Origin of the sequence: Streptomyces sp. 35G-GA-8 (assembly GCF_023534745.1) — a bacterium.
Lineage (GTDB): Bacteria > Actinomycetota > Actinomycetes > Streptomycetales > Streptomycetaceae > Streptomyces.
In genome coordinates, this window is the sequence record NZ_JAMHJQ010000010.1 from 12468 (window position 1) to 38186 (window position 25719).

General features: G+C 68.4%; 24 protein-coding genes and 3 pseudogenes. 16 read left to right on the top strand and 11 right to left on the bottom strand.

Annotated features, from left to right (window positions below; genetic code table 11):
• Nucleotides 1–50 precede the first annotated feature (50 nt).
• Together M1203_RS23240 and M1203_RS23245 are read right to left on the bottom strand one after the other, a co-directional pair.
• Nucleotides 51–392, bottom strand: coding sequence for a hypothetical protein (locus tag M1203_RS23240; protein WP_249951722.1), 342 nt, complete (start codon nucleotides 390–392; stop codon nucleotides 51–53).
• 550 nt (nucleotides 393–942) lie between these two features.
• On the bottom strand, nucleotides 943–1770 hold the full coding sequence (locus M1203_RS23245; RefSeq protein WP_249951723.1) for a sugar nucleotide-binding protein: 828 nt from the start codon (nucleotides 1768–1770) through the stop codon (nucleotides 943–945).
• An 859-nt stretch (nucleotides 1771–2629) separates the two neighbouring features.
• Here M1203_RS23245 and M1203_RS23250 point away from each other — a divergent pair.
• From M1203_RS23250 to M1203_RS23260, 3 genes and pseudogenes are all read left to right on the top strand, one after another.
• Nucleotides 2630–3538: pseudogene (locus M1203_RS23250) on the top strand (IS3 family transposase); the annotation flags it as partial.
• A 7-nt stretch (nucleotides 3539–3545) separates the two neighbouring features.
• A complete protein-coding gene (locus M1203_RS23255) occupies nucleotides 3546–3719 on the top strand; it encodes a NucA/NucB deoxyribonuclease domain-containing protein (protein ID WP_249951724.1) in 174 nt (57 codons plus the stop codon).
• Between the two features lie 302 nt (nucleotides 3720–4021).
• The gene (locus tag M1203_RS23260; RefSeq protein ID WP_249951725.1) at nucleotides 4022–4450 is read left to right on the top strand and encodes a hypothetical protein; all 429 of its coding nucleotides are present in this window, start codon (nucleotides 4022–4024) and stop codon (nucleotides 4448–4450) included.
• A gap of 257 nt (nucleotides 4451–4707) precedes the next feature.
• On the opposite strand, the gene M1203_RS23265 is transcribed toward M1203_RS23260, so the two are convergent.
• The 3 genes and pseudogenes from M1203_RS23265 to M1203_RS23275 form a co-directional block, all read right to left on the bottom strand.
• Nucleotides 4708–5415: a hypothetical protein gene (locus M1203_RS23265; RefSeq protein ID WP_249951726.1), complete on the bottom strand. Its 708-nt coding sequence runs from the start codon at nucleotides 5413–5415 to the stop codon at nucleotides 4708–4710.
• A 351-nt stretch (nucleotides 5416–5766) separates the two neighbouring features.
• Nucleotides 5767–5873 (bottom strand): annotated as a pseudogene (locus tag M1203_RS39240) (Lrp/AsnC family transcriptional regulator); the annotation flags it as partial.
• A 3-nt stretch (nucleotides 5874–5876) separates the two neighbouring features.
• On the bottom strand, nucleotides 5877–6854 hold the full coding sequence (locus M1203_RS23275) for a winged helix-turn-helix domain-containing protein (RefSeq protein WP_249951728.1): 978 nt from the start codon (nucleotides 6852–6854) through the stop codon (nucleotides 5877–5879).
• 89 nt (nucleotides 6855–6943) lie between these two features.
• Here M1203_RS23275 and M1203_RS23285 point away from each other — a divergent pair.
• Nucleotides 6944–8259, top strand: a pseudogene (locus M1203_RS23285) (MFS transporter).
• Between the two features lie 70 nt (nucleotides 8260–8329).
• On the opposite strand, the gene M1203_RS23290 reads toward M1203_RS23285, so the two are convergent.
• Nucleotides 8330–8716: a Tn3 family transposase gene (locus tag M1203_RS23290; RefSeq protein WP_308404901.1), complete on the bottom strand. Its 387-nt coding sequence runs from the start codon at nucleotides 8714–8716 to the stop codon at nucleotides 8330–8332.
• Between the two features lie 876 nt (nucleotides 8717–9592).
• On the opposite strand from M1203_RS23290, the gene M1203_RS23295 reads away from it, so the two are divergent.
• A complete protein-coding gene (locus M1203_RS23295) occupies nucleotides 9593–10492 on the top strand; it encodes an erythromycin esterase family protein (protein ID WP_249951731.1) in 900 nt (299 codons plus the stop codon).
• Between the two features lie 74 nt (nucleotides 10493–10566).
• Here the strand turns inward: M1203_RS23295 and M1203_RS23300 are convergent, their stop codons facing one another.
• Nucleotides 10567–11172, bottom strand: coding sequence for a TetR family transcriptional regulator (locus M1203_RS23300; protein WP_249951732.1), 606 nt, complete (start codon nucleotides 11170–11172; stop codon nucleotides 10567–10569).
• Nucleotides 11173–11478: 306 nt separating this feature from the next.
• Between M1203_RS23300 and M1203_RS23305 the strand changes: the two genes are divergently transcribed.
• Both M1203_RS23305 and M1203_RS23310 read left to right on the top strand, forming a co-directional pair.
• Entirely contained in the window at nucleotides 11479–12600 is a 1122-nt protein-coding gene (locus tag M1203_RS23305) for a cytochrome P450 (RefSeq protein ID WP_249951733.1), read from the top strand.
• Nucleotides 12600–12797, top strand: coding sequence for a ferredoxin (locus M1203_RS23310; protein WP_249951734.1), 198 nt, complete (start codon nucleotides 12600–12602; stop codon nucleotides 12795–12797). The genes M1203_RS23305 and M1203_RS23310 overlap by 1 nt, the downstream gene beginning before the upstream one ends.
• A gap of 285 nt (nucleotides 12798–13082) precedes the next feature.
• On the opposite strand, the gene aztA is transcribed toward M1203_RS23310, so the two are convergent.
• The gene (aztA, locus tag M1203_RS23315) at nucleotides 13083–13799 is read right to left on the bottom strand and encodes a zinc ABC transporter ATP-binding protein AztA (RefSeq protein ID WP_249951735.1); all 717 of its coding nucleotides are present in this window, start codon (nucleotides 13797–13799) and stop codon (nucleotides 13083–13085) included.
• A 50-nt stretch (nucleotides 13800–13849) separates the two neighbouring features.
• Here aztA and aztB point away from each other — a divergent pair, with 50 nt between their 5' ends.
• From aztB to aztD, 4 genes are read left to right on the top strand one after another with little or no spacing between them, the layout of a single operon-like run.
• A complete protein-coding gene (aztB, locus tag M1203_RS23320; RefSeq protein ID WP_249951736.1) occupies nucleotides 13850–14737 on the top strand; it encodes a zinc ABC transporter permease AztB in 888 nt (295 codons plus the stop codon).
• Nucleotides 14734–15939, top strand: a complete 1206-nt coding sequence (locus tag M1203_RS23325; RefSeq protein WP_249951737.1) for a hypothetical protein — start codon at nucleotides 14734–14736, stop codon at nucleotides 15937–15939. Before aztB ends, M1203_RS23325 begins: the two co-directional genes overlap by 4 nt.
• Nucleotides 15936–16928, top strand: a complete 993-nt coding sequence (gene aztC / locus M1203_RS23330; protein WP_249951738.1) for a zinc ABC transporter substrate-binding protein AztC — start codon at nucleotides 15936–15938, stop codon at nucleotides 16926–16928. The genes M1203_RS23325 and aztC overlap by 4 nt, the downstream gene beginning before the upstream one ends.
• The gene (gene aztD / locus M1203_RS23335) at nucleotides 16925–18118 is read left to right on the top strand and encodes a zinc metallochaperone AztD (protein WP_249951739.1); all 1194 of its coding nucleotides are present in this window, start codon (nucleotides 16925–16927) and stop codon (nucleotides 18116–18118) included. The genes aztC and aztD overlap by 4 nt, the downstream gene beginning before the upstream one ends.
• A gap of 459 nt (nucleotides 18119–18577) precedes the next feature.
• On the opposite strand, the gene M1203_RS23340 is transcribed toward aztD, so the two are convergent.
• Complete coding sequence (locus M1203_RS23340; RefSeq protein ID WP_249951740.1) at nucleotides 18578–18886, bottom strand: helix-turn-helix transcriptional regulator; 309 nt, start codon at nucleotides 18884–18886, stop codon at nucleotides 18578–18580.
• A gap of 61 nt (nucleotides 18887–18947) precedes the next feature.
• On the opposite strand from M1203_RS23340, the gene M1203_RS23345 reads away from it, so the two are divergent.
• The gene (locus M1203_RS23345; RefSeq protein WP_249951741.1) at nucleotides 18948–19931 is read left to right on the top strand and encodes a zinc-binding dehydrogenase; all 984 of its coding nucleotides are present in this window, start codon (nucleotides 18948–18950) and stop codon (nucleotides 19929–19931) included.
• 843 nt (nucleotides 19932–20774) lie between these two features.
• On the opposite strand, the gene M1203_RS23350 is transcribed toward M1203_RS23345, so the two are convergent.
• Nucleotides 20775–21347 carry a TetR/AcrR family transcriptional regulator gene (locus M1203_RS23350; protein WP_249951742.1) on the bottom strand — a complete coding sequence of 191 codons (573 nt, stop codon included), beginning with the start codon at nucleotides 21345–21347 and terminating at the stop codon, nucleotides 20775–20777.
• A gap of 86 nt (nucleotides 21348–21433) precedes the next feature.
• On the opposite strand from M1203_RS23350, the gene M1203_RS23355 reads away from it, so the two are divergent.
• From M1203_RS23355 to M1203_RS23370, 4 genes are all read left to right on the top strand, one after another.
• Nucleotides 21434–22387 carry an NADP-dependent oxidoreductase gene (locus M1203_RS23355; protein ID WP_249952002.1) on the top strand — a complete coding sequence of 318 codons (954 nt, stop codon included), beginning with the start codon at nucleotides 21434–21436 and terminating at the stop codon, nucleotides 22385–22387.
• A 684-nt stretch (nucleotides 22388–23071) separates the two neighbouring features.
• A complete protein-coding gene (locus M1203_RS23360) occupies nucleotides 23072–23587 on the top strand; it encodes a hypothetical protein (protein ID WP_249951743.1) in 516 nt (171 codons plus the stop codon).
• 130 nt (nucleotides 23588–23717) lie between these two features.
• Nucleotides 23718–23984: an SCP2 sterol-binding domain-containing protein gene (locus M1203_RS23365; RefSeq protein ID WP_249951744.1), complete on the top strand. Its 267-nt coding sequence runs from the start codon at nucleotides 23718–23720 to the stop codon at nucleotides 23982–23984.
• Between the two features lie 66 nt (nucleotides 23985–24050).
• Entirely contained in the window at nucleotides 24051–24923 is an 873-nt protein-coding gene (locus tag M1203_RS23370) for an NmrA family NAD(P)-binding protein (RefSeq protein WP_249951745.1), read from the top strand.
• A 22-nt stretch (nucleotides 24924–24945) separates the two neighbouring features.
• Here M1203_RS23370 and M1203_RS23375 read toward each other — a convergent pair whose 3' ends face one another.
• Nucleotides 24946–25431, bottom strand: coding sequence for a hypothetical protein (locus M1203_RS23375; protein ID WP_249951746.1), 486 nt, complete (start codon nucleotides 25429–25431; stop codon nucleotides 24946–24948).
• Nucleotides 25432–25719 lie beyond the last annotated feature (288 nt).

Here is a 25719-nt window from a genome sequence, read left to right on the forward strand (position 1 = left end):
ATGCTCGCCCGGCTCGGGATGGCCAGCTCGCCCGGCTCGGAATGGCCAGCTCACCGGGCGAGGTGTGGATCGCCCGGCCGCTGTCGAACCGGCCTCCCGGCGAGGAGGTCCTCCCAGCCGGGGACCCTCAGCGCGGTGAGGCTGTAGACGTCCGCTCCCAGGAATCTTCCACGGCTGGGGTCGAGTTGGCTGTGGGTCAGCTTGGCCAGATGGTGCACGGGGGGTGCCTCGCCGGACCAGTCCGGTATGCGGGCGGGGGTGCGGGTCAGACCGGCGTCGGCGGCGGCCAGGGGTCTGCCCAGGCGCCGGGACAGCGCCTCCACGATGTAGGCGGACGCGGGCGGACGGGGATGCGCGCCGGTGAGCCAGCGTGTAGCTGTCGAGCGGTTCACGGTCAGGTCGTGACCGTGTTCGGACGCGAAACCGCACCTCCCCGTTCTCAGCCCTCGTCAAGATGTTCCGGATACAGCGCTTTCCACAAGGGCGCACAGACGAAGCACGCGCAGCGCATCCGCGCACCAAACCCCCTACACGGAGCGGGACTTCGAGGATGTACTGAAGGGGAGGTACCCGCCTGGATCGGTCCCTCAATCCCGATGCGCCACCGAGGGTGGCCTGTTCGCGCGGGCCCCCCTCGGCAGTGACGAACTGCCGGTGACGATCTCCCGTGCCGAAAGGCGGTAGCACTACCCGCCGGTCATGTGCTGGTGGCCGACGAACCGCTGCGGCCCGACGGGCGCGTCCTGGCCTGCTCGGCCGCACCGAAGGTCGCGAGGGCGCTCAGCTCCGCAGGCCACCGGATAGTCAAGGGTGCGTCCGACCGCTGAACGGGGCCGCACGATTACGGGGTTGATTGACACCAGTCACCCGATGTCCCCATGGGATGGGTGGCATCGGCGTGGCGTCTCGGGCAGCCTGTCTCTCATTCGTCAGAGCCGCGGGTCACGCTGTTGCAGTGAGGAATCGCCGGGCGCCGCGTAGCGTGGTGCGCAGTTTCCGCTGGGTCGCGCGGCTGTCGAGGCGGACGTCGATGGGGCCGGGAAGCGTGCTGTGGGCGCGCAGGCCGGTTGGTAGTCGGGAGGCGTCGAGGCCGTCGCGTCTGGCGATGAGGGTGCCGAGTTCGTGTCGGCTGAGGGCGTCTGCTCCTGCGAGATGGTGGATGCCGTGGGTGTCGTGTGACGCCAGTTCCAAGATGGCTGTGGCCAGGTCGGTGACGTGCACCGGGCAGCGGATGTCGTCGGTGAACAGGACGCCTTCGCGTGTGCCGGCGGCAAGCTCGTGCACGGCCCGTTCGTGAACGGACCGCCCGCCGCCGATGATCAGCGAGGTACGGGCGACGACGGCCTGCGGATGCACGAGCAGGACGCCGGTCTCCGCTGCGGCTTTCGCCGCTCCGTACGGGGTGACGGGGTCGGGGAGGCATGACTCGTAGTGGTCACGCGCGCCGGAGAAGACTGCATCGCTGGAGACGTGGACAAGTTGGCTGCCGTACTTCGCCGCCGCGATGGCCAGGCGCACGGGGCCTTGGGCCGTGACCGCCCAATCGGCTCCGCCGCTCGATGCGTTGACGATGAGCTGGGGTCTGACCTCGGCCATGACCGCGTCCACCCGCCCAGGGTCCCCCCGTAAGTCGAGGTGGTGCCACGCGACTCGGGCACTGTTGCCGGGGCTGGTCGCGTATGTCGCGACCGTCGGTTGCCCAACCGCCGCTGCCTGCCGGATCAGCTCAGTGCCGAGGAAGCCACTGCCACCGATGATCAAAGTCGTCACGATGCGACACCGTAGCCCAACCGCTGAGCCGACCCCGGACCGAAGCCGACAGGGTCCCCGATCTGCCACTCGGGCGCACCTCGGTGGCTGTGTCCCCGTCGGATCTGTTCCCCCGAGGCCGCCAAGCTGGTGTTTGGGGTTGGGGAGCTCCGGGGGAAGTGGCCTTCCAGGATCTCCGCCCGTCTGTGGAGTACGACGAACCCGGTGGTGTCGACCTGAGCCTGGACCAACTCGGTCAGCGCGTCAGTGAACGGCTGGGCAGGCGTGCCCGGCTCGATTGCGGCGGCGACCTGGTCTTGCCGGGGCGTTCCATGTGCCGGTGGCGGGCAGCAGGACCTCGGCCCAGTACAAAGACACGTAGGAGCCGAGTGCGGGAACGGCTACTGGGGCTTCGCCCTGACCAGCCCGGCGTCGCAGGCCGTGATCACGGCCTGGACTACGGTCGCGCGCTCCGATCTTCGCGAGGATCCGTCCGACATGCTTCCTCACCGTAAACTGAAGCTTCCCCTTGATCGTGAACACCTGGAGACTGGGATCCGAGGTTCCAGAGGAAGCAGTGTCAGGTGGGAAGCAAGCACACGAATCGGTACGCGGACGAGTACAAGCGGGACGCGATCGAGCTCGTGCGGTCGTCGGGCCGAACGGTGACCGAAGTCGCCCGGGGAGCTCGGGGTCAGTTCGGAGCCCCCGCGGGGCTGGGTGAAGAAGGCCCGTGCCGCCCAGGAGGACGAAGCCGGTTCCTGCCCGCCCGGGCCAGGCGGCGACACTCGGGACGAGGAGCTGAAGCGGCCGCGGAAGCCGACCGCCGAGCAGGCGAAGACGATCGAAATCCTAAAAAAGCGACCGCCTTCTTCGCGAAGGAGAGCGACCGGTGAGCAAGATGTGCTGGTTCATCCATGCAGAGAAGGCGAACTACACGGTCACACTGCTGTGCAAGGTGATGAAGACCGCCCGCTCGACGTACTACGCATGGGTGGCCGGACGGAAAGCCCGCGAAGCAAGGCAGCGGGACGACGAGGCCCTGGCCCATGAAATCACGGTGATCCACCTCGCGTTCCGGCACAACTACGGCGTCCCGCGCGTCACCGCCGCATTGCGCCGACAGGGCCGGCTGGTCAACCGTAAGCGGGTGGAGCGGGTCATGCGGCAACACGGCATTGCCGGGAACAGGCGGCGCACCGGGCGCCGCAGTCCGACCAAGGCAGGCAGCAAGGCCGCGCCAGCTCCCGACATGATCGGCCGGGACTTCACCGCCACCAGCCCCGGCACGAAGATCGTCGGGGACATCACCTGCGTCCCCACCGCCGAAGGCCGGCTCTACCTCGCCCCGCGGCTGGACCTGGCCACCCGGGAAGTGATCGGGTACTCGATCGCCGACCACCACCGCGCCGAACTCGTCGTCGACGCGCTGGACATGGCCGCCGCGCCGGGTCGCCCGGAGCCCGGCCGCGTGATCCACAGCGACCGCGGATCGCAATACACCTCCACCCAACTCCGCACCAGAATAGGCGAGTTCGGGCACAGACAAAGCATGGGCCGAACCGGAAGCTGCTTCGACAACGCCGCCGCCGAGAGCTTCTGGGCCGTCCTGAAAGAAGAGATCGGCACCCGATTCCGGACCCACCAAGCCACCGCCCGAGCCGGCAACTTCGACTTCACCGAGGCCTTCTACAACAGACACCGTCCACGCAAACACATCCACTGGGGCCACCTCACGCCCCATGAGACACGCCCGCGCTACCGGCAAAATCAGGCCCTCGCGGCGTAACAACACCGTGTCCAAGATCTCGGGGAAACTTCAGTGCGACGAGTACCCCTTCGTATCGACGCTTGAAGGCGCTGCCGGCAAAGACTGGGACTTCTCAGTGCGGGCTGTTCCACAGGCCGACAACAGCTCAGCCGACGGCACGCTCGTCGCCTACTACAACACGGACCGTGTCCTCGCCTGAGACGCCGCCCTGCCCGACCAAACGTGACCAACGAAGCGTTCTGGGTCGAGACCCTTCCGTAAGGTCATCGTGGGGTGGGGCGCCCGCGCTCCCCACCCCACACCACCTGCGTCCATGTGGAGTCACTGATGAGCAGCAAACCCGTTGACGTGCGGCAGCTCTGGGGAGAGGGATGGTCTATCACTCTTGCTCCACGATCACCGCAATCCGCGCAGCACATCATGGGAGCTCAGGAGATCGAGCCACTGCCCTCAGACCTCGCCACCGCTTTCGCCGGACGAGACCCTCGGAACGGTCCACCCGTGCTGCTCGCCGCCACTCCCGTGGACGACTCCTGGGGCACGATCGTCGAAAGCGAAGCGACCGCAGGATGGATCGGAACACACTCCGACGTACTTTCCTCGCTCGCTGCCCCCGGCCATCCGGCGTGCACGGCCTACTCCGTCCCCAACAAGGTTCTCGTGCAGTTCTGTGAGAACGCTTCCCAACTGTGCGTTATCGAACCACGCACCAAAAGGCGTTGGGGCCCATACAGCCGACACCCCGCAGAGTCGCTGCGTCTCGTCGGCTTTCCAGACGGCTACGCCACCGCAGAGGAATCTGTGCCGGAGCTCCACCGGGAAGCCGTCGGCGCGCTCCTCGTCATGCAAGCCATCACAGGCATTCAACTCAGCCACGAACACCTGGCGGGCCCCTGGACCGGCGGCTTGTCCTCAAAACCCGCACCCTGAACCGCCATCGCACTGGACACCAGAACACCTCGTCCCCGCGCCGCCTCTCCGTGACAGCCACACCCCCGGCTGTGGCAGCTCCGAGATGAGCACCAGACGCGGGGCGCGCCGGGCGAGTTGGTCGCGAGCATGGACCACAGCCCAGACGGTGTGTCCGGCAGCCAGCGGCTACATGCTGACGCTCGCCAAGGCGATCGAGAGGGGCATCGAACGCGCCTATGTCCTGCACCAGAAGGTTCTTGAAGCACTGGAGCCATTCAGTGCACGCGGTCCCCGCACTCCGCCGGAAGCAGCATGGCACCTGTCGGCAGTTCGCCCGGATGCCGGGCGATCACCTGTAGGCATGCCTCACGGGAACCCTCTGTAGGCGGGTATTCGAGGGCGAGTTCGCTCACCATGGTGATGGCGCCGGCGAGATGCATTTCCGCCGCGTGCACGCCATCAGGGATAGCGCCGGCCAAGAGGCCGAAGGCTGCGGTGCCACTGCTGTCTGCGACGCACTCGCGGATCTCGAAACGCCAGTGTGCGGCCGCTTCGGCCAGCAACAACTTGCCCCTCTTGCCCATCGCGGCAAGGACATCGGTGTGAGCTCGCAGGTGGTGGGCGATGGCACAGCAGATGGGCACCGCGGTGCCGTCAGGAGCCTCTGCCCGCGTATACCCGGCATGCGGATAGAACGACAGAGCCTCATCGAGCAGACCCAACGCGGTTTCCCTGGCCGCCGGGTGTCGCTGCCGGGCGATGTCGAGGAGCAGCGGAGCCGCAACCACAGCGGCTGGGAACACTGCGGCGCTGTGACCATGAACAACTCCACCGCCACCAAGCAGCGATCCGGCCTCCGCCGCCTGAACCAGATTCGCCGCCTCAAACAGGGCACGCAGACCACGGGCGACACGATCCGGTTCATACCAGTCGGGATGACCCGGTATGGATCCCCAGTCCACCGCATCGATCTCATCCAGCACAACAGCATCCTCGCACGCTGCCGGTCCGCTACGAGGCAACTGTGCGGATCACAGCCCTCAACGAATGGCTGTACCCAGCAATGTACGACGCCACCCGCCCGCTCTCGCCGACGATCGGGCCGGGGCCCAGAAGGCCAACCACATACAGCTGCCTGTCTGGTGGATCGGTGGTGGAACGCTCGCAGGGGCGGCCCGTCAGTCCTTCGGCCTCGCCAACGCCTTGGCGCAGAGGTACGGATGCGCGAGCAGCGGGCCGGTGCCGGTCATGGCGATACCGAAGTAGACCGGCGCGAGGTGGATGAAGTCCGTGTAGTGGATGGTGCCGTGCACCACGACAGCCGGCTGTTCGGCCAGCGGTCTGTCCCGGACGACGTTCTTCATGACCCGGTGGAAGTCAGGCGTTGGACGCCAGGGAGTCGGACGAGCTGCTGATCGTAGAGCTGCTGTGCTGATCCGAGCCCTCAGCCCGAACCGGCGACCAGCGCCTCGCCGAGCGGGGTGCGCCGGTAGAGCACCGACCGTCCGGACCGGGCGCGGACGAGCAGCCCCGCGCCGCGCAGGATGGCGAGGTGGTCTCCTACCGCGCCGGGTGCCATGGCGAGGCTTCGGGCGAGGTGGCTGGTACTGGCCGGGGCGTCCAGCGCCAACAGCAGCCGGGCTCGGGCCCGGCCGACCAGAGCGGTCAGCGTGTCCGGTTGGGGGACGGTTTCCTGTTCGCCCCGCAGGGCGGCGGTGCCGCGGGCACGATAGACCAAGGTCCTGGGCCAGGGGTCTTCCAGATGGGCTGCGATATGCCCGACAAAGACCGAGGGGATCAGCAGGAGGCCGTCGCCGGAGAGGCGGACTGTTCCGCCTCGGAAGAAGTCGATCTCGATACCGCCTGCGTGCCAGACGATGCCCGGGTGCAGGCCCTCGATGGTCGTGGCCCATCCGTGTTCGCCGATCACACCCACCCGGTGCACGACATCGCGCTCACAGATCGCGCGCAGTTGCGGCCAGTCCGCGGCGAGCAGCTCGTGCCATGCCTGGTCCATCGCCTCGGCGATCCTGGAGACGGCGTCCGGCGAGTCCAGCACCGCGCGTACGCGGGGATCGCGGGCGGACTGGCCGGTCGCGGTGGTGGCGAATTCGCGGCGGGCCGCTTCCAGCGGCGTGGCCCTGATCATGGCCAGGTCGTCCGCCCAGGTCTGGTTGAGACCGCGCGGGGGCGGGGCGACGAAGTTCGGTCCGCCGTGCGGGGCCTGCAGCGCGAGGGCGGCGTCCAGTTCGGTCTCGCGGCGCAGCCGTTCAAAGGCCGGCAGGAGCCGGGCGGCCCAAGCTCGCGGCAGCGGCTGGCCCTGGCCGATGAGCGAGCGCAGCAGCAAACAGAGGTCCAGCGCGGGCGACAGCGCGAACCGGCTGCGCAGCAGGTCCTCGACGGAGACTTCGAAGCGCAGCACTCTGCCATGCTACCGAAGGACGTCTGTTCCGATTCGTCCAGCGACGAATCATTGGTGAGTGGCGAGGGCGCACGGCGAGGCTGCGCGTCATGACTCCAACCGCCGAGCCCGCGCAGGGCAACCACCGTGCCACCTACCGGGAGGTGCTGGCCGAGCCGCGATTCCGGCTGCTCTTCTCAACCCGCACCGTCGCGATCACCGCGGACGCGCTGCGGATCACCACGTTCACGGTTCTGGTCTTCTCGGCCACCGGCTCCCCGCTGCTGAGCGCAGTGGCCTTCGGCATCGGTTTCATCCCGCAGTTGTTCGGTTCGCTGTTGCTGGGCTCACTGGCCGACCGACTGCCGCCCCGCGCGCTCATCACCGGCGGCTACGCGTTGACGTGCGCCGCCGCCCTGCTGCCCCCCTGGTGCGGATGCCGATCGCGGCAAGCCTCGGTGTCGTGGCGCTGGTCGCCCTCGCGACACCGGTGTTTCACGGCGCGTCGAGTCGGCTGGTCGCGCAGTCGCTGGAGGGCGACGCCTATGTACTGGGCCGGTCACTGAACAACATCGCTGCCTCCGGCGCGCAATTGTTCGGCCTGGCGCTGGGAGGTGCGGCCGTCGCGGCACTCGGCCCACGCCGGGCGCTCGCGGTCAGCGCCGCCCTCTACCTCGGCTGCGGGCTCGCTGTCCGCATCGGGCTACCCCGGCTGCAGCCGGGAGAGTTCGGCGACACACCCGGCAGCGCTCGGGGCGATGGCGGCACCGTCCGGACAAGCCTGCACGGTGCCGGCCTGCTGATGCGCAAACACACGGTGCGACGACTGATGCTGGCCCAGTGGCTGCCCGTCGCATTCGTAGCGGGCGCGGAAGGCCTGATCGTCGCCTACGCGGGAGAACGCCACTTCGCGCCCGGCTGGTACGCGGTGCTGATGGGCTGTCTGCCGGTCGGCATGCTGGTCGGCGACCTGCTGGTGGGCCGACTGCTGCGGCCACTCACCCGGGAGCGACTGGTAGTTCCGTTGATTGCGCTGATGGGACTGCCGCTGGTCGGCTTCGCCGCCGAGCCCGGAGTGGGCGTCTCGTCCTGTCTGCTGCTTCTCTGCGGCTTCGGATTCGCCTCCGGTCTCGGCCTGCAACGGCCGTTCCTCGACGCCCTACCGCAGGATGGCCAGGGCCAGGCCTTCGGTCTGCTCGGCTCCGGCAACATGACGCTGCAGGGCGTCGGGCCGGCCTGCTTCGGCGCGGTGGCCGCAGGCATCGGAACAGGCGGCGCAATCGCCCTGGCAGGCGGGGCGGCGGCGGTTACCGCCGGCTGGATCCTCACCTGGCACCCGTCCGCCTCCCCGGTCCCCGTCCCGAACGACTCGACGGGATCGGAGAACGAAACCGAACAGCATGCGTGTAGTCCTCCTGCGCGGTGACCGTCGCTGGTCGGGTCAACCCCGAGCCGTCACGCACGGCACCCTCACCCCACGTCTCTCTGACAGACAGTCACTCCCATTGAGGGGCCGGCACAGTGGTGGGCAGCCCCAGGTCGAGGCGCTTGTCCATGTCGAGGCGGAAGATGCCGTACGGATTGACGTTCGACCAGAACAGGGCAGTCAGCCCGCGCCGGTCCTCGTCGCTCAGCTTCTTCGCCCGGGCCGGTTCGGCCAGGACCTGCCGCACGAGCAGGGTGTTCACGTGCACGAGCGCGGACTGGAGCAGGTGCGGGGCGAGCATCGACGTCTCGGCGTGCTCCTTGTCCGGGCCGGTCAGGGCGCCGTCCTTGCCGTAGTGGAGCACGGTGTTCGCGCTGTTCCAGTTCTCCACGACCTGGAACTCGCCGTGGATCTCGCGGCGCGGGCCTGGGCTGGCGAGGTAGTCGCACGCGAAGATCGTGCGCCGACCAACCGGCGGGGGTGTCGTCCGGGCGGTGCAGGCGGATGCTGCCGATGTTCTTCAAGCGTGGCAGCAGGCGGAAGTTGAGCAGCTCGGTGAACGCGAAGCCGACACCGAGGACGGTATCGCGGCCGACGGATGTGCCGCAGCGCGGCCTCGCTCTCGCCGTGCTCGCCGGTCGCCACGATCGCGCGGATGCCCATGTCCGTAGCCAGCGCGAACAGCGCGAGCAACAACCGGCGCCGGAGAACGTCCCGGTCGATGCGCTCCTAGGCGGCCACCGAGGAGAACTCGTCGGTGAAGCCGGTCATGAAGTCGGCGTTCTTCACAACGTCCACAGGGCCCAGGACACCCCAGCGCCGTACGACCTCGTAACGTCCTGGGGTTCAGCGGCCGGCGGATCGCGGCGTAGTGCACGGTGTTGGTGGCCTCGAAATCACCCGGCGCGTCCTGCTCGCCAGCAACTCCTCAGGCGACCACTCCTGCCGCACACCCGCCCCTCGTCGTCGTCCTCCCGGGCATTCACGCGGACAGTCCAACGAGGCGTCCCACCACCGGGAAACCGGGACCAGAACCTACTGGCGGATCTGGGCCAGGACTTCGGGGCCGTGACCGTGCGGCCCGTTTCGCGCGCGTATCTCCTCCGCACCCCCCAAAAAAAGGCTCTGGAAGTCACTCCGTCAGCAGTTCCAAGGAACGGGACAGTCCGCTCTCCAGTGGGGAGCGCCAACTCGACGTCACAGGCGCTTGACCTCAACCAAGCTCGAAGTCAGACGATCTCCCGGAGTGGTCCGCACGAAGCGGAGCCCGGGGATGAAGGGCAGGCCATTGGAGACAGTGACCGAATGGATCAGGAAGAACTCCCACGTGCTCGTGAACAGGAAGCCTGACGAGGCACTGGACGATCTGCGGCCGCTCGCCCCGCTGGTGCGGGACGCCAAGATCGTGGCGCTTGGAGCAGCTGCCCGGCAGACACGCGAATTGTCGGACGTGGCGCATCGCATCGTGCGGCTGCTGGTGGAGGAAGAGGGGTTCCGCACCCTTGCCCTGGAGGGCGACGACCCTGGTCGCCTCGGTCTGGACGCCCATGTCGCCACCGGCGATGGAGACCCCCGTGCACTGCTGGGAAAAGCACGGTCATTCTGGCAGACCGCCGAGATCCTCGATCTCGTCCACTGGATGCGGTCCCACAACAAGCGTCACCCAGGCGACCCGGTACGTTTCGCGCGATTCCCTGCTGAACCGGTGCGGCACACCACACGGCTCGGCGGTCTGGCCGAACTGGAACGTACGCTCGCCGACGGTGTGAGCCGGTGGCAGCGGCTCACCGGCGACAGGCTCGTCTACTGGGGCGGTATGGCGCACACCGCCGTCGGCGCCCCTCGTACCGTGTCACCGTCCGAGCCCTTGGAGTCGCACCAGAACATGGGCGGGTACCTGCGTGAACGACTGGGACCGGACTACCGGTCCGTTGGCCTGACCATGGCGCATGGTTCGATCGGCCGGCCCCTGCCCGCTCCACGCCCGGACTTCGTCGACAGCCTGCTGCGTGCGGCCGCCGGGAACAGGGCGGGATACGTCCTGGATCTGGGCGCATCACGACCCGAGCCGATCCGCCGCATCCTGGACGCCCCGACGCGCACGCGGTTGATCGGCCCGTTCTACGACCCCCGGGATGACGGGGCCCACCACATGTCGGGCGGGTCGCTCGCGAGCTGGTTCGACGTCGTCGTCCACACGCAAGAGGTGACTCCGTCCCGGCCCCTGCCCTGAAAGGGCCGCCCGGTGGAGCATTCCGGAGACGCTGCCTCTGCCACGCGGATCTGCGCCGGCCCGCCGGACAAGCCTCAGGGCTCCAGTAGGTCGAGGGCTTCCCGGACCAGATCCGGCAACCGCTCCGTCGGCTCGCCCGGGAGGCGCAGCCAGCGCTCTTTCGCGGTCTGTACCGCCGCCCCGACCACGCCGACGACCAGCCGCGGGTACATGGTGGTGTCGGCGTCCACTCCCATGCGTTCGGCAAGCAGACCCGTCAGCCCGTGGCACTGCTCCGCGGTCCGTTCCAGGCTCCTGGCCAGCAGAGGAGGGTTGGCCAGGATCAACCGCTGGACGCGCAGGTAGCGTTCGCCGTCCTCCCCCGAACTGCCGTCGATCACGGCGAGGGTGGCGGCCCGCAGTGCCTCCAGCGGGGATTCCGCGGCCGGACGCGCGGCGAGTTCACGCAGCAGGGCGGCATGGTCGTCGTCCTCGTACCCCAGGATCACGCCTTCCTTGGAGCCGAAGTAGCGGGTAAGGGTCCGGGGCGAGACGTTCACCACCGCGGCGATGTCCTCCAGGGACGTGGCGTGAAAGCCCTTCCGCTCGTACAGTTCGGTCGCCGCTTCCATCAGCGCCCGGCGCGTGAGCAGCTTCTTCCGTTCCCGCAGTCCCGCCGTCTCCGGGACATACGTCCTCACGAACAGCCCAGACCTTCCTGTGGATGACGCGTCGCCGCAACGTACCCCCGGCCGGACTCCGCTGCAACTGATCGGGCCGCCTTCGGTCTTGCGGGGGCGGAGCACAGTCACGAGTGCTAATTTGTCTGGCGCAGACATTTTGCATGTCGTGCATCAATGCCCTCAACTGAAGGGAATTCCATGGCTGTTTCCCCTCATAGCGCACTCTCCGGTGCCAAGGCTCCGCTTCCGTTACCGCTTCCGCGCGAACAGGAATGCCCCTTCCGTCCGGCGCCCGAGGTCGCCGGATTCAGGACCGACCTCCCGGTGGCCAGAGTCGTGGGCCCCACGGGCATCGAGGCGTGGCTGGTCACTCGCTACGCCGACGTACGCGATGTACTCGGCGACCCGGAGCGCTTCAGCAACCGTTCAGGACAGGCGGGCCACGTCCTGGCCGACATGCCGCCCGACGCGCCTGTGACGGAGGGGGCGTTCTCCAGGATGGACGGGGCCGAGCATCTGCGGTTCCGCCGGATCCTGGGGCCCGAACTCTCCATGATCAGGCGCATCGAACGGCTGCGCCCCACAGTGCAGCGGATCGTGGACGAACGGCTGGACGCAATCGGTGAGTCGGCCCCGCCGGTGGACCTCTACCAGCAGTTCGCCGTACCGCTCACCTCCACCGTCATCGCTGAACTGCTGGGAGTTCCCGCTACCGACCACCGGCTGTTCCAGAAGGCGGGGGCCGCGCTGTTCACCGCGACCGCCGACCCGGAGGACAAAGCCGCCGCGTTCGAGGCGCTCTTCGACTACCTGCACATCCTCGTGCGCCGGCGGCGGGACGAGCCCGGTGGTGACATCCTCAGCAATCTGATCGAACGGGGCGACCGCAGCGACCAGCCGTTCACCGACACCGAGTTGGTCGCGACGGCGGCGGGTCTGCTCGTCGCGGGCTTCGACACCACGGCCAGCATGATCAGTTACGGTGTGCTGGCACTCCTGCACCACCCCGACCAGCTCACGGCCCTGCGAGACGACCCCGGGCTGGTGCCGGGCGCGGTGGAGGAACTGGTGCGGTTCCTCGGCGTCGGGGTGGGCATCATGCGGGAGGTCACTCGCGACACCGAGATCGGCGGGCAGCCCGTTCTGGCGGGCGATTTCGTCATCGCCGCCATCCAGTCCGCCAATCACGACCCGGAGCAGTTCCCGGGGGCCGACCGGCTCGACGTGACCCGCGACGCCGGCAGGCACATCGGATTCGGCCATGGTCCGCACCAGTGCGCCGGCCAGCAACTGGCCCGACTCGAACTGAGGACGGTGCTCGAAACACTGCTGCGCCGGATCCCCAGCCTGCGTCTGGCCGTTCCGTTCGAGCAGATCGAGTTCAAGACCGACACCGTGGTGACCGGGCCCGCCGCGCTCCCGGTCACCTGGGACGAGGTGCTCTGATGCGTGTTCACACCGACATCGGGAAGTGTGTGGCGGCGGGGGTCTGCGTGCTCGCCGCCCCTGACGTGTTCGACCAGGACGACGACGGCCTGGTCGTCGTACTCGACGACAGCCCTCCGGCCGAGCGGCGAGAGGTGGTACTCGACGCGGCAGCCCGCTGCCCGGCGGCCGTGATCCGCCTGGCCACGGACGCGTGAGGACGGCCCGGTCGGGCGTTCCTTCGAGCGTCCTGGCCGTGTGGGCCCGGAGCCGGAACACGCTCAATCCCCTCGGCGACGGCCGAACAGGGCGGCGCTCCGCCCTGTTCGGCCGTCGCGGGAGGCAGTTGTAATCCGTCCGGAGGCGTGGAATCGCCGTCGGTAGATATGGTGTGTGACCTCTTGCGCCTGATCTGCCCGGGGGGCCTGCCTTGTCACGAGCACTCGCCACCGACGAGCGCACGCACCGCGCCCGCCCCTGAACCGTAGAGGCCACGTGTGCCTTCACCGCCGGGCGAAGGGCTGTGCCAGGCGCTCCCGCTCCGTCCCTCCCAGCACCTCGGGAGGAGGGCCCGCTGCCACGATTCGGCCGCCGTCGAGCAGCAGGCAGTGTCCGGCCCGGCGGGCCGCGGTGATGTCGTGTGTGGCCTGAACAACCGTGCCCCCCTCGGCCGCCACCTCGTCGAGGACCCGCGTGATCGCCTCGCGGGCCGAGCTGTCGAGCGCGCTGGCCGGCTCGTCGAGCAGCAGGAGGTCGGCGCCCTGTGCCAGGCCCTGGGCGACCAGGACGCGTTGGCGCTGTCCCCCCGACAGCTCACTGAGCTGCCGTTCTGCCAGGTCGGCGACGTCCAGCCGCTCCATGCTCGACTCCACCGCCCTGCGGTCCTCCGAGGAGGGGCGCCGGAAGGGACCGAGTCGGCCCCAGCGTCCCATGGCCACGGTCTCTCGCACGGTCAGGGGCAGGGCGTCGGCCACGGCACTGCGCTGCATGATGAACGCCGGCCGCGCGCTCGTGCGGTGGACCAGCGTCCCGGATGTCGGCGGAATCACGCCGGCCAGGAGTCCCAGCAGGGTCGACTTGCCCGACCCGTTCGGTCCCATCACCGCGGTAACCGTCAAGGGCGGTATGTCGAGGTCGAGTTGGGAGAAAACGGCGGTGCGCGCATACCCCGCCGACACACCGATGAGCGAGACCCGCGGCGCATGCTCCGGAGCTGTCATGACGAACCTCCTTTGTATTGATAATCATTTTCATTATATGGTCCCGCTTCATGGAATGGTTGGTGGGCCCCTTCGAGGTGGCCTTTGTGCAGCGGGCTCTGTGGGGCGGCGTACTCGTGTCGCTGATCTGCGCTCTTGCCGGTACGTGGGTGGTTCTGCGGGGGATGGCGTTTCTCGGTGACGCGATGTCACACGGGATGCTGCCCGGCATCGCCCTCGCCTCCCTGCTGGGGGGCGATCTGCTGGCCGGGGCGGCGGTGAGCGCGGTCGTCATGGCCACGGGCGTCACGATGGTCGGCAGATCGCCCCGGCTGTCCCAGGACACCAGCATCGGGCTGCTGTTCGTCGGGATGCTGTCGCTGGGAGTGATCATCGTCTCCCGTTCGCAGTCCTTCGCGGTGGACCTGACCGGGTTCCTGTTCGGCGATGTGCTCGCCGTTCGCCAGGGCGACCTCCTCCTGCTCGGGGCCGCTCTCGCCCTTGCGCTGGTGGTCTCGGTACTGGGCTACCGGCCCTTTGTCGCCCTGGCGTTCGACGAGCGCAAGGCGCATACGCTGGGCCTGCGGCCGAAGGCGGCGCACACCGCCCTGCTGGGTCTGCTGACCCTCGCGATTGTCGCCTCATTCCACATCGTCGGCACCCTGCTTGTCTTCGGTCTGCTCATCGCGCCGCCGGCGACGGTGCTGCCATGGGCACGCCGGATCCCCGTGATCATGATCGGTGCGGCGGTCCTCGGCTCCGCCGCGGTGTTCCTGGGGCTGCTGGTGTCCTGGCACGCGGGGACCGCGGCCGGAGCGACCATCTCCGCCATCGCGGTCCTGCAGTTCCTGCTCTCCCACCTCGCCGCCGCATATGTCAACGGCCGCCCGCGGCTGTCCCGGCTCGTACTCACCCTCATAGCGCGGCCAGGGCCGCGCACGGACAAGGTGCCCTCGTGATCGACCTCAGGAAGACCTCCACCGCGGTGACCCTCGCCGTCTGCCTGCTCGCCTCAGGATGCTCCGGCGGCAAGAAGCCGGAGCCAGTTGGGGAGGAGACGAAGGAGCCGGTATCGCACGGTTATGTCGAAGGCGCGCAGGAGGCCGCCGAGCAGCAGTCCCGTCTGGTCCTGGCCGACGCCGCGACCGGCGCGGTACGCGTGCTGGACCTGATCACCGAGGCTGTCACGCCCCTGCGGCGGGTCGGGCCCGTGAAGGGCATCACCACCGACGGCCGCTTCGCGTACCTGACTACCGGCACCGGAGCCGAGATCGTCGACAGCGGTGCCTGGACGGTGGACCACGGCGACCATGTGCACTACTACCGTGCGCCGATCCGCCCGGCCGGTGAGATCGGGGGTCCCGGACCGGTCCGCGCCCACTCCGACTCCACGATCACCGCCCTGTCCTTCGGAGACGGCTCGGTGCGCCTGTTCGACCGCAAGGCGCTGGAGCAGGCACACCCCGGTGCGGGCCGGGCGCTGCCCGGCGCCACTGCCCCCGTAGTGCCGTACAAGGAGCATCTCGTCGTACCCGGTCGCGGCGCCGCACGCGACCGGGTCGAGATTCGCGACCGGGCCGGTGGCCTGGTCTCCTCGCCGGACGGGACCTGTCCCGAACCGCGCGGTACGGCGCTCACCCGCCGCGGCGTGGTCATGGGCTGTGCCGACGGCGCCCTGCTGGTCGGCGAGAGCGGCGGCACGTTCAGCGCGCGGAAGATCCCCTACGGTGCGGCGGTGGCACCGGCCGAGCGGGCCGGCGAGTTCCGCCACCGGGCCGGGAGCACCACCCTCACAGCTGAGGCCGGGCCGGAGGCGGCCTGGATCCTCGACGTGACCAAGCGGACCTGGAAGCGAATCGAGACCGGCCCGGTCGCCGCCGTGAACACGGCCGGAGAAGGCACTCCGCTGCTCGTCCTCGGCACCGACGGAAGCCTGAGCGCCTACGACCCGGCCACCGGCGAGCGGACGGCCCACACCCCGCTGCTGCCACCGATCGCCGACGGCCCGGCGCCGGTCATCGAGGTCGACACCAGTCGTGCCTACGTCAACGACCCGGCCGGACGCGAGGTGCACGAGATCGACTTCAACGACCGGCTGCGCAAGGCCCGTACCTTCCCCCTCGATTTCACCCCGACGTACATGGTGGAGACCGGACGATGACACACCGCGCTGAAGTCCAGCGGCACTTCACCACTTCGGTCACCGTCCTCGCTCTGGTCGGCGCGGTGCTCCTCGGCCTCGTGGCCTGCACCACCGCCACCGACGCGGAGCGTCCCAGCGTCGTGGTCACCACCAACATCCTCGGTGACATCACCCGGGAGATCGTCGGTGACCAGGCCGAGGTCACCGTCCTGATGAAGGCCGGCGCCGACCCTCACTCCTTCGGTATCTCCGCTCCGCAGGCAGCGAGGGTCGAACAAGCCGACCTGATCGTCTACAACGGGCTCGGACTGGAGGAGAACGTCCTGCGCCACGTCGAAGCCGCGCGGGAGGCGGGCGTAGCGGCGCTCGCCGTCGGTGACGGCGTCGGCCCTCTCACATACGCGTCGGACGACATGGCCGGCCGGCCCGATCCGCACTTCTGGACCGATCCCACACGCGTACGCACCGCGGTCCGGCTCATCGCCGAACAGTTGACCGGGCATGTCGATGGTGTCGACGTCTCCGCCGTCCGCGCCAACGCCGCCCGGTACGACCGCCAACTCGCCGACCTCACTGCCTGGATGAGCGGCCGCTTCGCCGCGATACCGGAGAACAAGCGCAACCTGGTGACCAACCACCATGTCTTCGGCTACCTCGCGCAGCGCTTCGGATTCCACGTCATCGGAGCCGTCATCCCCAGCGGGACCACCCTCGCCTCACCCAGCGCTTCAGACCTCAAGTCCCTGGCCACGGCGATCGAAACGGCGGGGGTGACGGCGATCTTCGCCGACTCCTCCCAGCCCGACCGTCTCGCCCAGGTCCTCAAACGCGAAAGCGACGTGGACGTGCGCGTTCTGCCCCTGTTCTCCGAATCCCTGACGGAACAGGGCAGAGGCGCCGCCACCTACCTGGAAATGATGCGCGCCAACACCACGGCCATAGCCGACGGCCTCGGCGCGCCCACCACCGCCCGCCCGACGGCAGGCACCGAAAGGAAACCCTCATGACCACCACCCCACGCCCCCGCGCCGCGGCAGGCATCACCCTCCTGATCGCCACCTCCCTAGTCCTGACCGCCTGCGGCACCGACACCGCCGGCCGGCCGGCGGCCAAGCAGGACCAGAACAAGTCCGGCACCTCGGCGCAGCCGGTCGCCGACCCGCTCGTCACCACCTACGAGGGCGGCCTCTACGTCCTGGACGGCCAGAGCCTCAAGGTTGCCAAGGACATACCCCTGGCCGGCTTCAACCGCGTCAATCCCGTCGGTGACGACCGCCACGTCATGCTCTCCACCCCGGAGGGCTTCCGTGTCATGGACGCCGTCGACCAGCGGCTCACCGACATCGAGTTCAAGGGGCCCAAGCCCGGCCACGTCGTACGGCACGCGGACAAGACCGTCCTGTTCACCGACGGCACCGGACAGGTCACCATCTTCGACCCCCACGACCTCGCCAAGGGCAAGCCCGCCACCACCACATACACCTCCGCGGCTCCCCATCACGGTGTCGCCATCGAGCTGAAGAACGGCCGGCTGGTCAGCACACTGGGCACCGAGGAGAAGCGCACCGGCATCGTCGTCCTCGACAAGGACCGCAAGGAAGTCACCCGCAACGAGGAATGCGCGGGCGTCCACGGAGAGGCCACCGCCAAGGACGAAGTGGTCGTCGTCGGCTGCGAGGACGGGGTCCTCATCTACAAGAACGGCGCCATCACCAAGGTGCGGAGCCCCACGGCCTACGGCCGGATCGGCAACCAGGCCGGGTCCGACCAGTCCCCGATCGTCCTCGGTGACTTCAAGCAGGACAAGGACGCCGAGCTTGAGCGTCCCCAGCAGGTCTCGCTGATCAACACCACGACCGCGAAGATGAAACTGGTCGACATCAACACCAGCTACACGTTCCGCTCCCTGGCCCGAGGCCCGCATGGCGAAGGACTCGTCCTTGGCACCGACGGCAAGATCCACGTGATCGACCCCGAGGCCGGCAAGGTCACCAGGACGATCCCGGTCACCGGGGCCTGGCAGGAGCCCCTGGAGTGGCAGCAGCCGCGCCCCGCCCTCTTCGTCCGTGAACACACCGCGTACGTCACCGACCCCGCGACCAAGAAGATCCACGCCATCGACATCGAGACGGGCAAGGAACTCGCCTCCGTCACCTTGCCCACGGCGCCCAATGAGATCAGCGGCGTCAAGCACTGAGCTACCGAAGAAGGGAAGAAGGAACGGGCCGGCCGCGGTGGCGGCCGGACTCCGTAACGGCTTGGCCCACAGCCTTGGGGGCGTGGGGGCGTGGGGGCGTGGGGGCGTGGGGGCGTGGGGGCGTGGGCCAAAGCCGTGGGACGGAACGCCGCCCCGTCACAGGAATGAAACCGGTTTCGACCCGCGCATCTGGCTCTACCCCTTCGGGTAAACGGAGGTCGCCAAGGGCGTCGACGGCGCGCTGGAGGAAGCCGGCCCCGGCCACGCGCCCGGACTGCAAAAGGCACACCTATGAGCGCGCCACGAAGCTAACAGGAGGCCGACATACGGCCGTCAACCGGCCGGGTCGGCTCCTGCTACGACAACGCTGTCACGGAGAGCTCTTCGCCTCGCTGGAAACATCACCACTCCGGCCGACCCTTGAGGCCCAACCCACGCCCTGATTGAACGGCATTGGATCTAGAACACGTCGCGCAGGGTCTCCAGGAGGCGGGCGATGTTCGCCTCGTCGCGGCGGTAGTAGGTCCACTTGCCCCGTCGGGTGGCGACGACCAGCCCGGCTTGCCGCAGCATCGCGAGGTACTGCGAGGTGGTTGACTGCCCCAGACCTGTACGCTGCTGGATGTCGGTCACGCAGACCCCGATTTCGACATCGTCGGGCTCCTGGCCGGGGAAACTCATCGGCTCCTTGAGCCACACCAGCATCTGACGGCGGGCCGGGTTGGACAGGGCCCGGAACACAGCCAGCAACTCCGCCTCCGAGAACATGCGATGATCGTAACGCACATACATATTGATAATTCGCGATATTCCGATCTAAGATCGTTGCATGTCGACTTCGATGCGTGTGGTGGAACTCGTCCGCTTCGGTGACCCGGACACCGCGTTCGCCACCCGAGAGCTGCCAAGACCCACTCCCGGACCCGGCCAGGTGCTGGTGCGCGTGCTGGCCACGTCCGTGAACCCTCTCGACCTGCAGACCCGGCGCGGCGACTACCGCGACCAGGTAGCGCTGCCCGCGGTGATCGGCAACGACGTGTCCGGCGTGGTGGTCGAGACCGGCCCTGGGGCAGGCGACTTCCAGCCGGGCGACGAGGTCTGGTACCTGGCGCCGGTGTTCGCCGGGCGGGGGACCTACGCCGAGTTCCACGTGGTCGACCAGGCCCTGGTCGCCCGCAAGCCCGCACGGTTGTCGCACGTCGAGGCCGCGGCTCTCGCGCTCGTGGGCGTGACAGCGTGGGAGGCACTGGTCGAACGCGCCGGGGCGCGAGTCGGGGAACGGGTCTTGGTGCACGGCGGAGCGGGCGGGGTCGGCTCGGTCGCCGTCCAGGTCGCCAGCGCGCTGGGAGCCGAGGTGGTAACCACCGCGCGGGCAAGGGATCACGAGTTCGTCACCGGACTGGGAGCCGACATCGCGATCGACTTTTCGGCCGGTGACTACGTGCCGCAGATCCGCGCGCTGGGTGGGGTGGACGTCGTGCTGGACACGGTGGGTGGGGACACCCTCGCCCGCAGCCCGGAGGTCCTCGCCGACCGAGGCCGCGTGGTGTCCATCGTGGACATCCCCGAACCTCAGAACCTGCTCGCCGCGTGGGGCGTGAACGCGACCTACCACTTCCTCTTCGTCAGCCCCGGCCGGGCGAAGCTCGCGGCCCTCGGCCGGCTGGTCGACCAGGGCAAACTCCGGCCGGTGATCGGCGCTGTGCTACCGCTGGCCGACATCGCACAGGCGCACACACTGTTGGAAGGTGGCTCTGCCGGCAAGGGCCGCGGACGCCCACGCGGCAAGATCGCCGTCGCTGTGCACCTGTGAGTGTGTGGGGTGGTGTCAGCGGGGTGGTCGGCATTGTTGCCGGTTGTGGTGATTCCGTGTTGAGCTGGGGTTCTGTTGGTCCGGCCAGGGTTTGCCGGCTGTCACGGGGTGACCGATTCGCTGTCGCGGTCCGCCCAGGGGCCGTTTGCACATGCATGTCCCGGCTGACGTGAGGATGCACATTCCTGTGTCACTCGGATCGAGGGCGGGGTGTGCTGGCGGTATGACGTCAAGCCGTCTCCGCCGTCGGTGACTTCGGTCTCGGACAAGCCCCGCCCGCCGTCGTCCGCTGCAACACGGGCTTCGTCACTCGCTTTCCCGTTCCGGGAACGGGCCCTGACACGCCGGACGATGGTGGGCCGTCTTCTCGCCTTGGACGAAGCCGGGTCTCGCAGGAAAGGACCGTGTCGGGATCCCTGGCGGGCAGGCGGTGCCTGTGTCCCCCGTAGTCGAAGACCTCGCGCGAGGTGGAGCGGGTCGGGGCCGTGGGTGAGGGCTTCCTCCAGCTGGCGGTCCATGCGCGGCCGCTCCAGCGTCGCGGTCTGGCCGCGGAGAGCTTCGGTGATCCACACACCGCTGACCGGGCGGGTGTCCATGGCGGTGTGCTTGCTGACGATCAAGTGTGGGTTGGCCGTGTTGGGCCACCGTTGGCGCCGGTAGTCGAGCCGGGCGAGGATCATCGCGCGGGTCAGGTCGTCGAGCGGGCGAGCGTGGCCGGCCAGGACCAGGCGGCGATTGCCCGGGTCCATGTCGTCGAGTCGCACTTCGCGCACTGCTTTCGGCTGGGCTGCATGGACCGCGGCAAGAGCCAGGGCGAGCCGAACGCGCGCCCGTGCGACAGACTCAGCCGACCGTCGAGGTCGGCGGCGCGACCGCCTCACGCAGTTCGGTGGCGGTCTGGGCGACGAGCTCGGAGAGGGTCGCGTCCGGCTCGGCCAGCCAGCGGGACGTGGCGCGCCGGGAGACCGCTATCGCCACGTCGATGATGAAGCGTGCTTTGCCGGGCTCGACGCCGCGGCGCTCCAGCGTCCGTGCCAGCGCGTCGGCGATGTCGGCGAGCTTGATCAGATCGCGCTCGGCCAGCGCCGGGCTGGCGGCGATCACCCTGACGCGGCGCAGCAGGAACTCGCGTGGGCGAAAGATCTCGTCGGCGGTCCCGATCGCGGTCAGCAGCGCCTCGATCGGCGTGAGACCTGGGTCGGCCGCTTCGACCTGGGCGACGAGATGGGCCTGAAGCTCGTCGCCGGCGAAGAGGACTTCCCGCTTGTCGGGGAAATAGCGGTAGAAGGAGCGCTCGGTCAGGCCGGCGGTGCGTGCGATCTGTGCGACCGAGGTGCGCTCGAACCCCTGCGTCTCGAACAGCTCAAGCGCCGCGCGCTGGAGCCGGCCCTGTGCGTCTGACTCCCATCGCGGCATGCCCACCAGGATATGACAGCAGAGGCTGTCGCCATGACACGATACGATCGATGACAACAGATGCTGTCATCACATGGGAGATCGTCATGAAGGCTCTTCAGTTCGACCGGTTCGGATCCCCGGACGTGATCGTGCTCCGCGAGGTCCCGAAGCCGGAGCCGGGACCCGGCCGGATCCGGATCGCGGTGCGGGCGTGCGGCCTGACGCCGGGCGACTGGGCGGTGGTCGACGGCCTGCTCGCCGACCGGCTGCCGCCGCTGCCGCGCGGGCTCGGCGTCGAGATCGCGGGCACCGTCGACGCGCTCGGTGAGGGCGTCATCGGCGTCGAGATCGGCGACCGTGTGTTCGGCCCGGCGGCCTTTGACGGCCCGACAGCCGGGGCCGCCGAGTATGCGCTGATGGCGGCCTGGGCGCACATCCCTGAGGGCGTCACCGCCGAGCAGGCCGCCGCGCTGCCGATGGCTGCCGAGACGGCATGGCACGCGCTCGACGACCTCGGCGTCCAGCCGGGTGAGCTGCTGCTCGTCCATGGCGCGGGCTCCACGGTGGGTGAGGCGGCGGTGCGCTTCGCGCTGCACCGGGGTGTCCGGGTGATCGCCACCGCGGGGCCGACGCGGGCCGGGGCCCTGGGAGAGATCGGCGCCCGGGTGACTGGCTACGGCGACGGCATGGCCGAACGCGTCGCCGCACTGGCCGGAGGCCGAGTCGACCGCGCCCTGGACACGACCCCGACCGGCGGCCGGATCGACCGCGCCGAGCAGGCCAGCCCGGCCGGCGGCGCGCTGCCGTCCCTGATCGAGCTGACCGGGAACCCCGACCGCGTCCTCACTATCTCTGACTTCGCCGCCGCGGCCGAGCTGGGCACCCGGACCACCCAGATCGAGATGCGCTACGACCTGATAGGCGAGTTCGCCCGGCTGGCCGGCGAAGGCGTTCTCGTCGTATCGGTCGCCCGCACCTACACGCTCGACGAGATCCAGGAGGCGGCCAAGCTCAGCCAGTCCCGTCGGCCCGGCGGCAAGCTCATGCTCGTCCTGTGATCGGGTTACTGGACTGGTCGGGAACGGATACAGCCACCGCACAATCTTCAGGAGTCCATATAACTCCCGATGATCACGCGGTGGTTGTATCCGTTCCCGACCAGGATCCCTACAGGATCGCGAAGTCACACTGGAGCAATAGGCCGCCCAACGACCCGCCTCCGCGGGGAGCGCGGACCGGGCACCGCCGCAGTCGTCAGATCCAGATCGCGACGGCTCTCCATGTCCAGCTCGAACCGGCCGTACGGATTCACAAGGGTTCAGAACAGCGGGGACAGGGCGCGCCGATCGGCGTCGGTGAGCTTGTCCGCCCACTTCGGGTCGGCGAGGACTTGCTGCATCAGCAGCGTGTTGACGTGTTCTCTGAACTGCAAACGCCGACTGCGCGTGGATTCCTGTGATCCGGTGCCGGCCGATGACGACCCAACATCCAAGGTCGTCGCGCTAAGGATTAATCGGGGTTCGGCTCCCTTCCCTGCGCGATCAGCGATTCCCATATGCTCCGTGCTTCCCCAGAGCGGCCATCCCCTTTCTGTAGGAGTAAGACCGTGTCCTACATGAAGATGCCTCGCGCCTCGCCCGATCAGGTGATGGATCGCCGCAGGTCAGCGTGGCTGCTGAGATCGGCCGCCTTTTCCCGCTCAGGGTTGGCCGTCGACCGACGACCGGGAAGGACGCACATAAATGGTTTTCGTACGCGTGCACGCGATGAAGGGCTATCTGAGTGCCGCACAGAAGGAGGCGCTCGGCGAAAAACTCATTCAGGCCGTGGCTGACGTCGAGGACCTGGTCAACAACCAGACCCACAAGGAGCCTTCTTGGGTACAGTTCTACGAGTTTGAGCCCGAGAACTGGTATGCACCGGCCAATGTCGTCGGCGCCGATCCCAACTCGCGAGTTCAACTCGACGTAATTGCTCCTCAGAAACTTCTCTCCACGCCCGAAGATACCCGTGCCATGCTGATGAGAACCGCCGAAGCCGTGCGATCGGTGTTCGGTTCTGGTCCGGTGCCTGCGCACGGGCCGTGGGTGCACGTCTACACCATCCCGAACGATCAGTGGGGACAGGACGGCCGCGTTCCCGACTGGGAGGGCTTCCGGGCGCTCCTGCGTGCCGGCAGCCCGGAAAAAGCCGACGAGGCACTGGCCCAGATTTACGGGCCCGGGCGTCACACCGCAGCGACCTGGCGCGCCTCGTAGCTTGATGGGGCCGGTGACCAGGTGACGCATCCGACAGGACATGCGTCTTGGACTGGGCTTACCCCTACCTCGATCCACGGGGCTCGGACCTGTAAACCGTGTCCTATGTGGTGAGTTTGGCCAATCGCTTGTGGCGGCAGCGGGCGACGGCGAGGAGACGCTGTGGCTGCGGGGCAACGGCGAGCGGGTACGAGTGGAGACCGGCCCGGCGCCGGTGACGCCCAATCTGTTCCTGATCTTCGACAAGGAAGCGCTCTACGCCCTCGCGAAGGGGCAGGTCGCCATCGATGACGCGATGACCTCAGGGCGACTCGTCGTGAAAGGCCAGTCGGACACCGCCCGGCTGTTCTTCGAACTCTTCCGCCTGCCTGACGGACATCGGACGACCTCTCCCTGAGCACGGCGCCCAGTCAACGGCCTCACTCCCCCACACCGACACTTCACCAGAAACGGGAAAATCATCATGGCACGCGATCTTCTGGTGATCGGGGCGACCGGCCAGACCGGTGGTCCCACCGCCGAACTGCTGCTTCAGCGTGGCCACCACGTTCGCGCGCTCGTCCGCCGGATCGACGAACGTGCTGAGAGGCTCGCCGGCCTCGGAGCCCGGATCGTAGAAGGCGACGTCCTCGACCTCAACTCCCTGGCGGAGGCGACGAAGGGGATCGACGCCCTGTACTTCACGTACCCGATCCGTCCCGGCCTGATGGACGCCACGGCGAACGTGGCCCTGGCGGCGGAGGAGAACGGGGTACAGGCGATCGTGAACATGTCGCAAGTTTCCGCCCGCCGTGATTCCGCCAGCAACGCAGCACGCCAGCACTGGGTCGCCGAGCGTGTGCTGGACCGCTTCCCGGTGGCCGTCACCCACATCCGTCCGACCTTCTTCGCCCAGTGGCTGATCAACATGTGGGACGGGAGTGGCGAGTTGCGGTTTCCCTTCGCCGAAGGACGTCATGCTCCGATCGCTGCAAGCGACCAGGCAAGAGTGATCGCGGCAATCCTGGAGGATCCCGCCCCGCACGCCGGCAAGATCTACCGCCTCTACGGGCCTGTGGAACTCAACCACTACGAGATCGCCGAGAAGATGTCGCAGGCCCTCGGCCGTCAGGTCGCCTATGTCCCCATCGGCCTCGACGAATTCGCCACCATCCTGGAGAAGCGCGGCACATCGCCCCACATGATCCAGCACCTGCTCGCCGTCGCGGTCGACTACCGCAACGGCATCTTCGCCGGCACCAACGACCTCGTGAAGAAGATCGGCGGTGCCGATCCCCTCGATGTCGAAGGCTTCGTCACCCTGAACCGGGCATCTTACGAGTCACACACCGCCTGAGCAGATCACCCACCCGCCCTGATCAGACCCGCCGCGCAGCCCCCTCCGGCCATACGACATCTACCGGCAGCCCCGCCTCACGAGCCAGCAGCACCGTGTCGGCCGTGCCACCGCCCTTCCCGGAGGGAGGCGTTCCGTCCCACACCGCAACCAGCCGATCGCCACGCTCCAAGAGGAGTGCGTTCGCCTTCTCGTACGCCGCCCTGTTCGCCGTCTCGTTCGGCAGCGTCACCACCTCAACGGCGGCCTCCACCAAGTGATCGAAGACCGGCGCGTGACCCCCCTTCACCTTCTTCTCCCGGTAGTCCACGGAGGGAATCAGCACGACGAGGCGCCCGCCGAGGGCCACCACCTCCTCCGCGAAGAGACTGTCCGATTCAGCGGCAATGCACGACACCCCGACAAGGTCATCACGGTACGGCTCCAGCACCTTGCGCAAAGCAGCCCGTACGAGCGGAACACTCTCCTCGGCAAGATCCATGTGCCCAGTCACAGCCAGCGTCGTCATGCGTCCGCCCCTCAGCTCGACAGAAGATCGCGGACACTATCCCGCGCCTCGCGGACCGTGCGCGAGGCGCTATGGCCCACCGTGTACGGGTAAAGCTGGCCGAGTTGACCACGGACCCTTCCCGACTGGGTAAGCCGGGCTGCCGCAATGGCCCGGTAGGTCTCCTCCACTGCGTCCGTGATGTCACCCACCAGGAAGTGGCACTCGCCCGGGCGTGTGGCAGCGTCGTCCTGATCGACGGATCGCTGATACCTACCCAGCGCCGCACCGGCCACCCGATGAGACGCC

Bases quoted from the DNA above. Each gene is read 5' to 3' on its own strand.
- M1203_RS23345 (WP_249951741.1), top strand. From the start codon at position 18,948: ATGTCGACTTCGATGCGTGTGGTGGAACTCGTCCGCTTCGGTGACCCG.
- M1203_RS23310 (WP_249951734.1), top strand. From the start codon at position 12,600: ATGCGTGTTCACACCGACATCGGGAAGTGTGTGGCGGCGGGGGTCTGC.
- aztC (WP_249951738.1), top strand. From the start codon at position 15,936: ATGACACACCGCGCTGAAGTCCAGCGGCACTTCACCACTTCGGTCACC.
- M1203_RS23375 (WP_249951746.1), bottom strand. From the start codon at position 25,431: ATGACGACGCTGGCTGTGACTGGGCACATGGATCTTGCCGAGGAGAGT.
- M1203_RS23355 (WP_249952002.1), top strand. From the start codon at position 21,434: ATGAAGGCTCTTCAGTTCGACCGGTTCGGATCCCCGGACGTGATCGTG.
- M1203_RS23340 (WP_249951740.1), bottom strand. From the start codon at position 18,886: ATGTTCTCGGAGGCGGAGTTGCTGGCTGTGTTCCGGGCCCTGTCCAAC.
- M1203_RS23360 (WP_249951743.1), top strand. From the start codon at position 23,072: ATGGTTTTCGTACGCGTGCACGCGATGAAGGGCTATCTGAGTGCCGCA.
- aztB (WP_249951736.1), top strand. From the start codon at position 13,850: ATGGAATGGTTGGTGGGCCCCTTCGAGGTGGCCTTTGTGCAGCGGGCT.
- M1203_RS23370 (WP_249951745.1), top strand. From the start codon at position 24,051: ATGGCACGCGATCTTCTGGTGATCGGGGCGACCGGCCAGACCGGTGGT.
- aztA (WP_249951735.1), bottom strand. From the start codon at position 13,799: ATGACAGCTCCGGAGCATGCGCCGCGGGTCTCGCTCATCGGTGTGTCG.
- M1203_RS23350 (WP_249951742.1), bottom strand. From the start codon at position 21,347: ATGCCGCGATGGGAGTCAGACGCACAGGGCCGGCTCCAGCGCGCGGCG.
- aztD (WP_249951739.1), top strand. From the start codon at position 16,925: ATGACCACCACCCCACGCCCCCGCGCCGCGGCAGGCATCACCCTCCTG.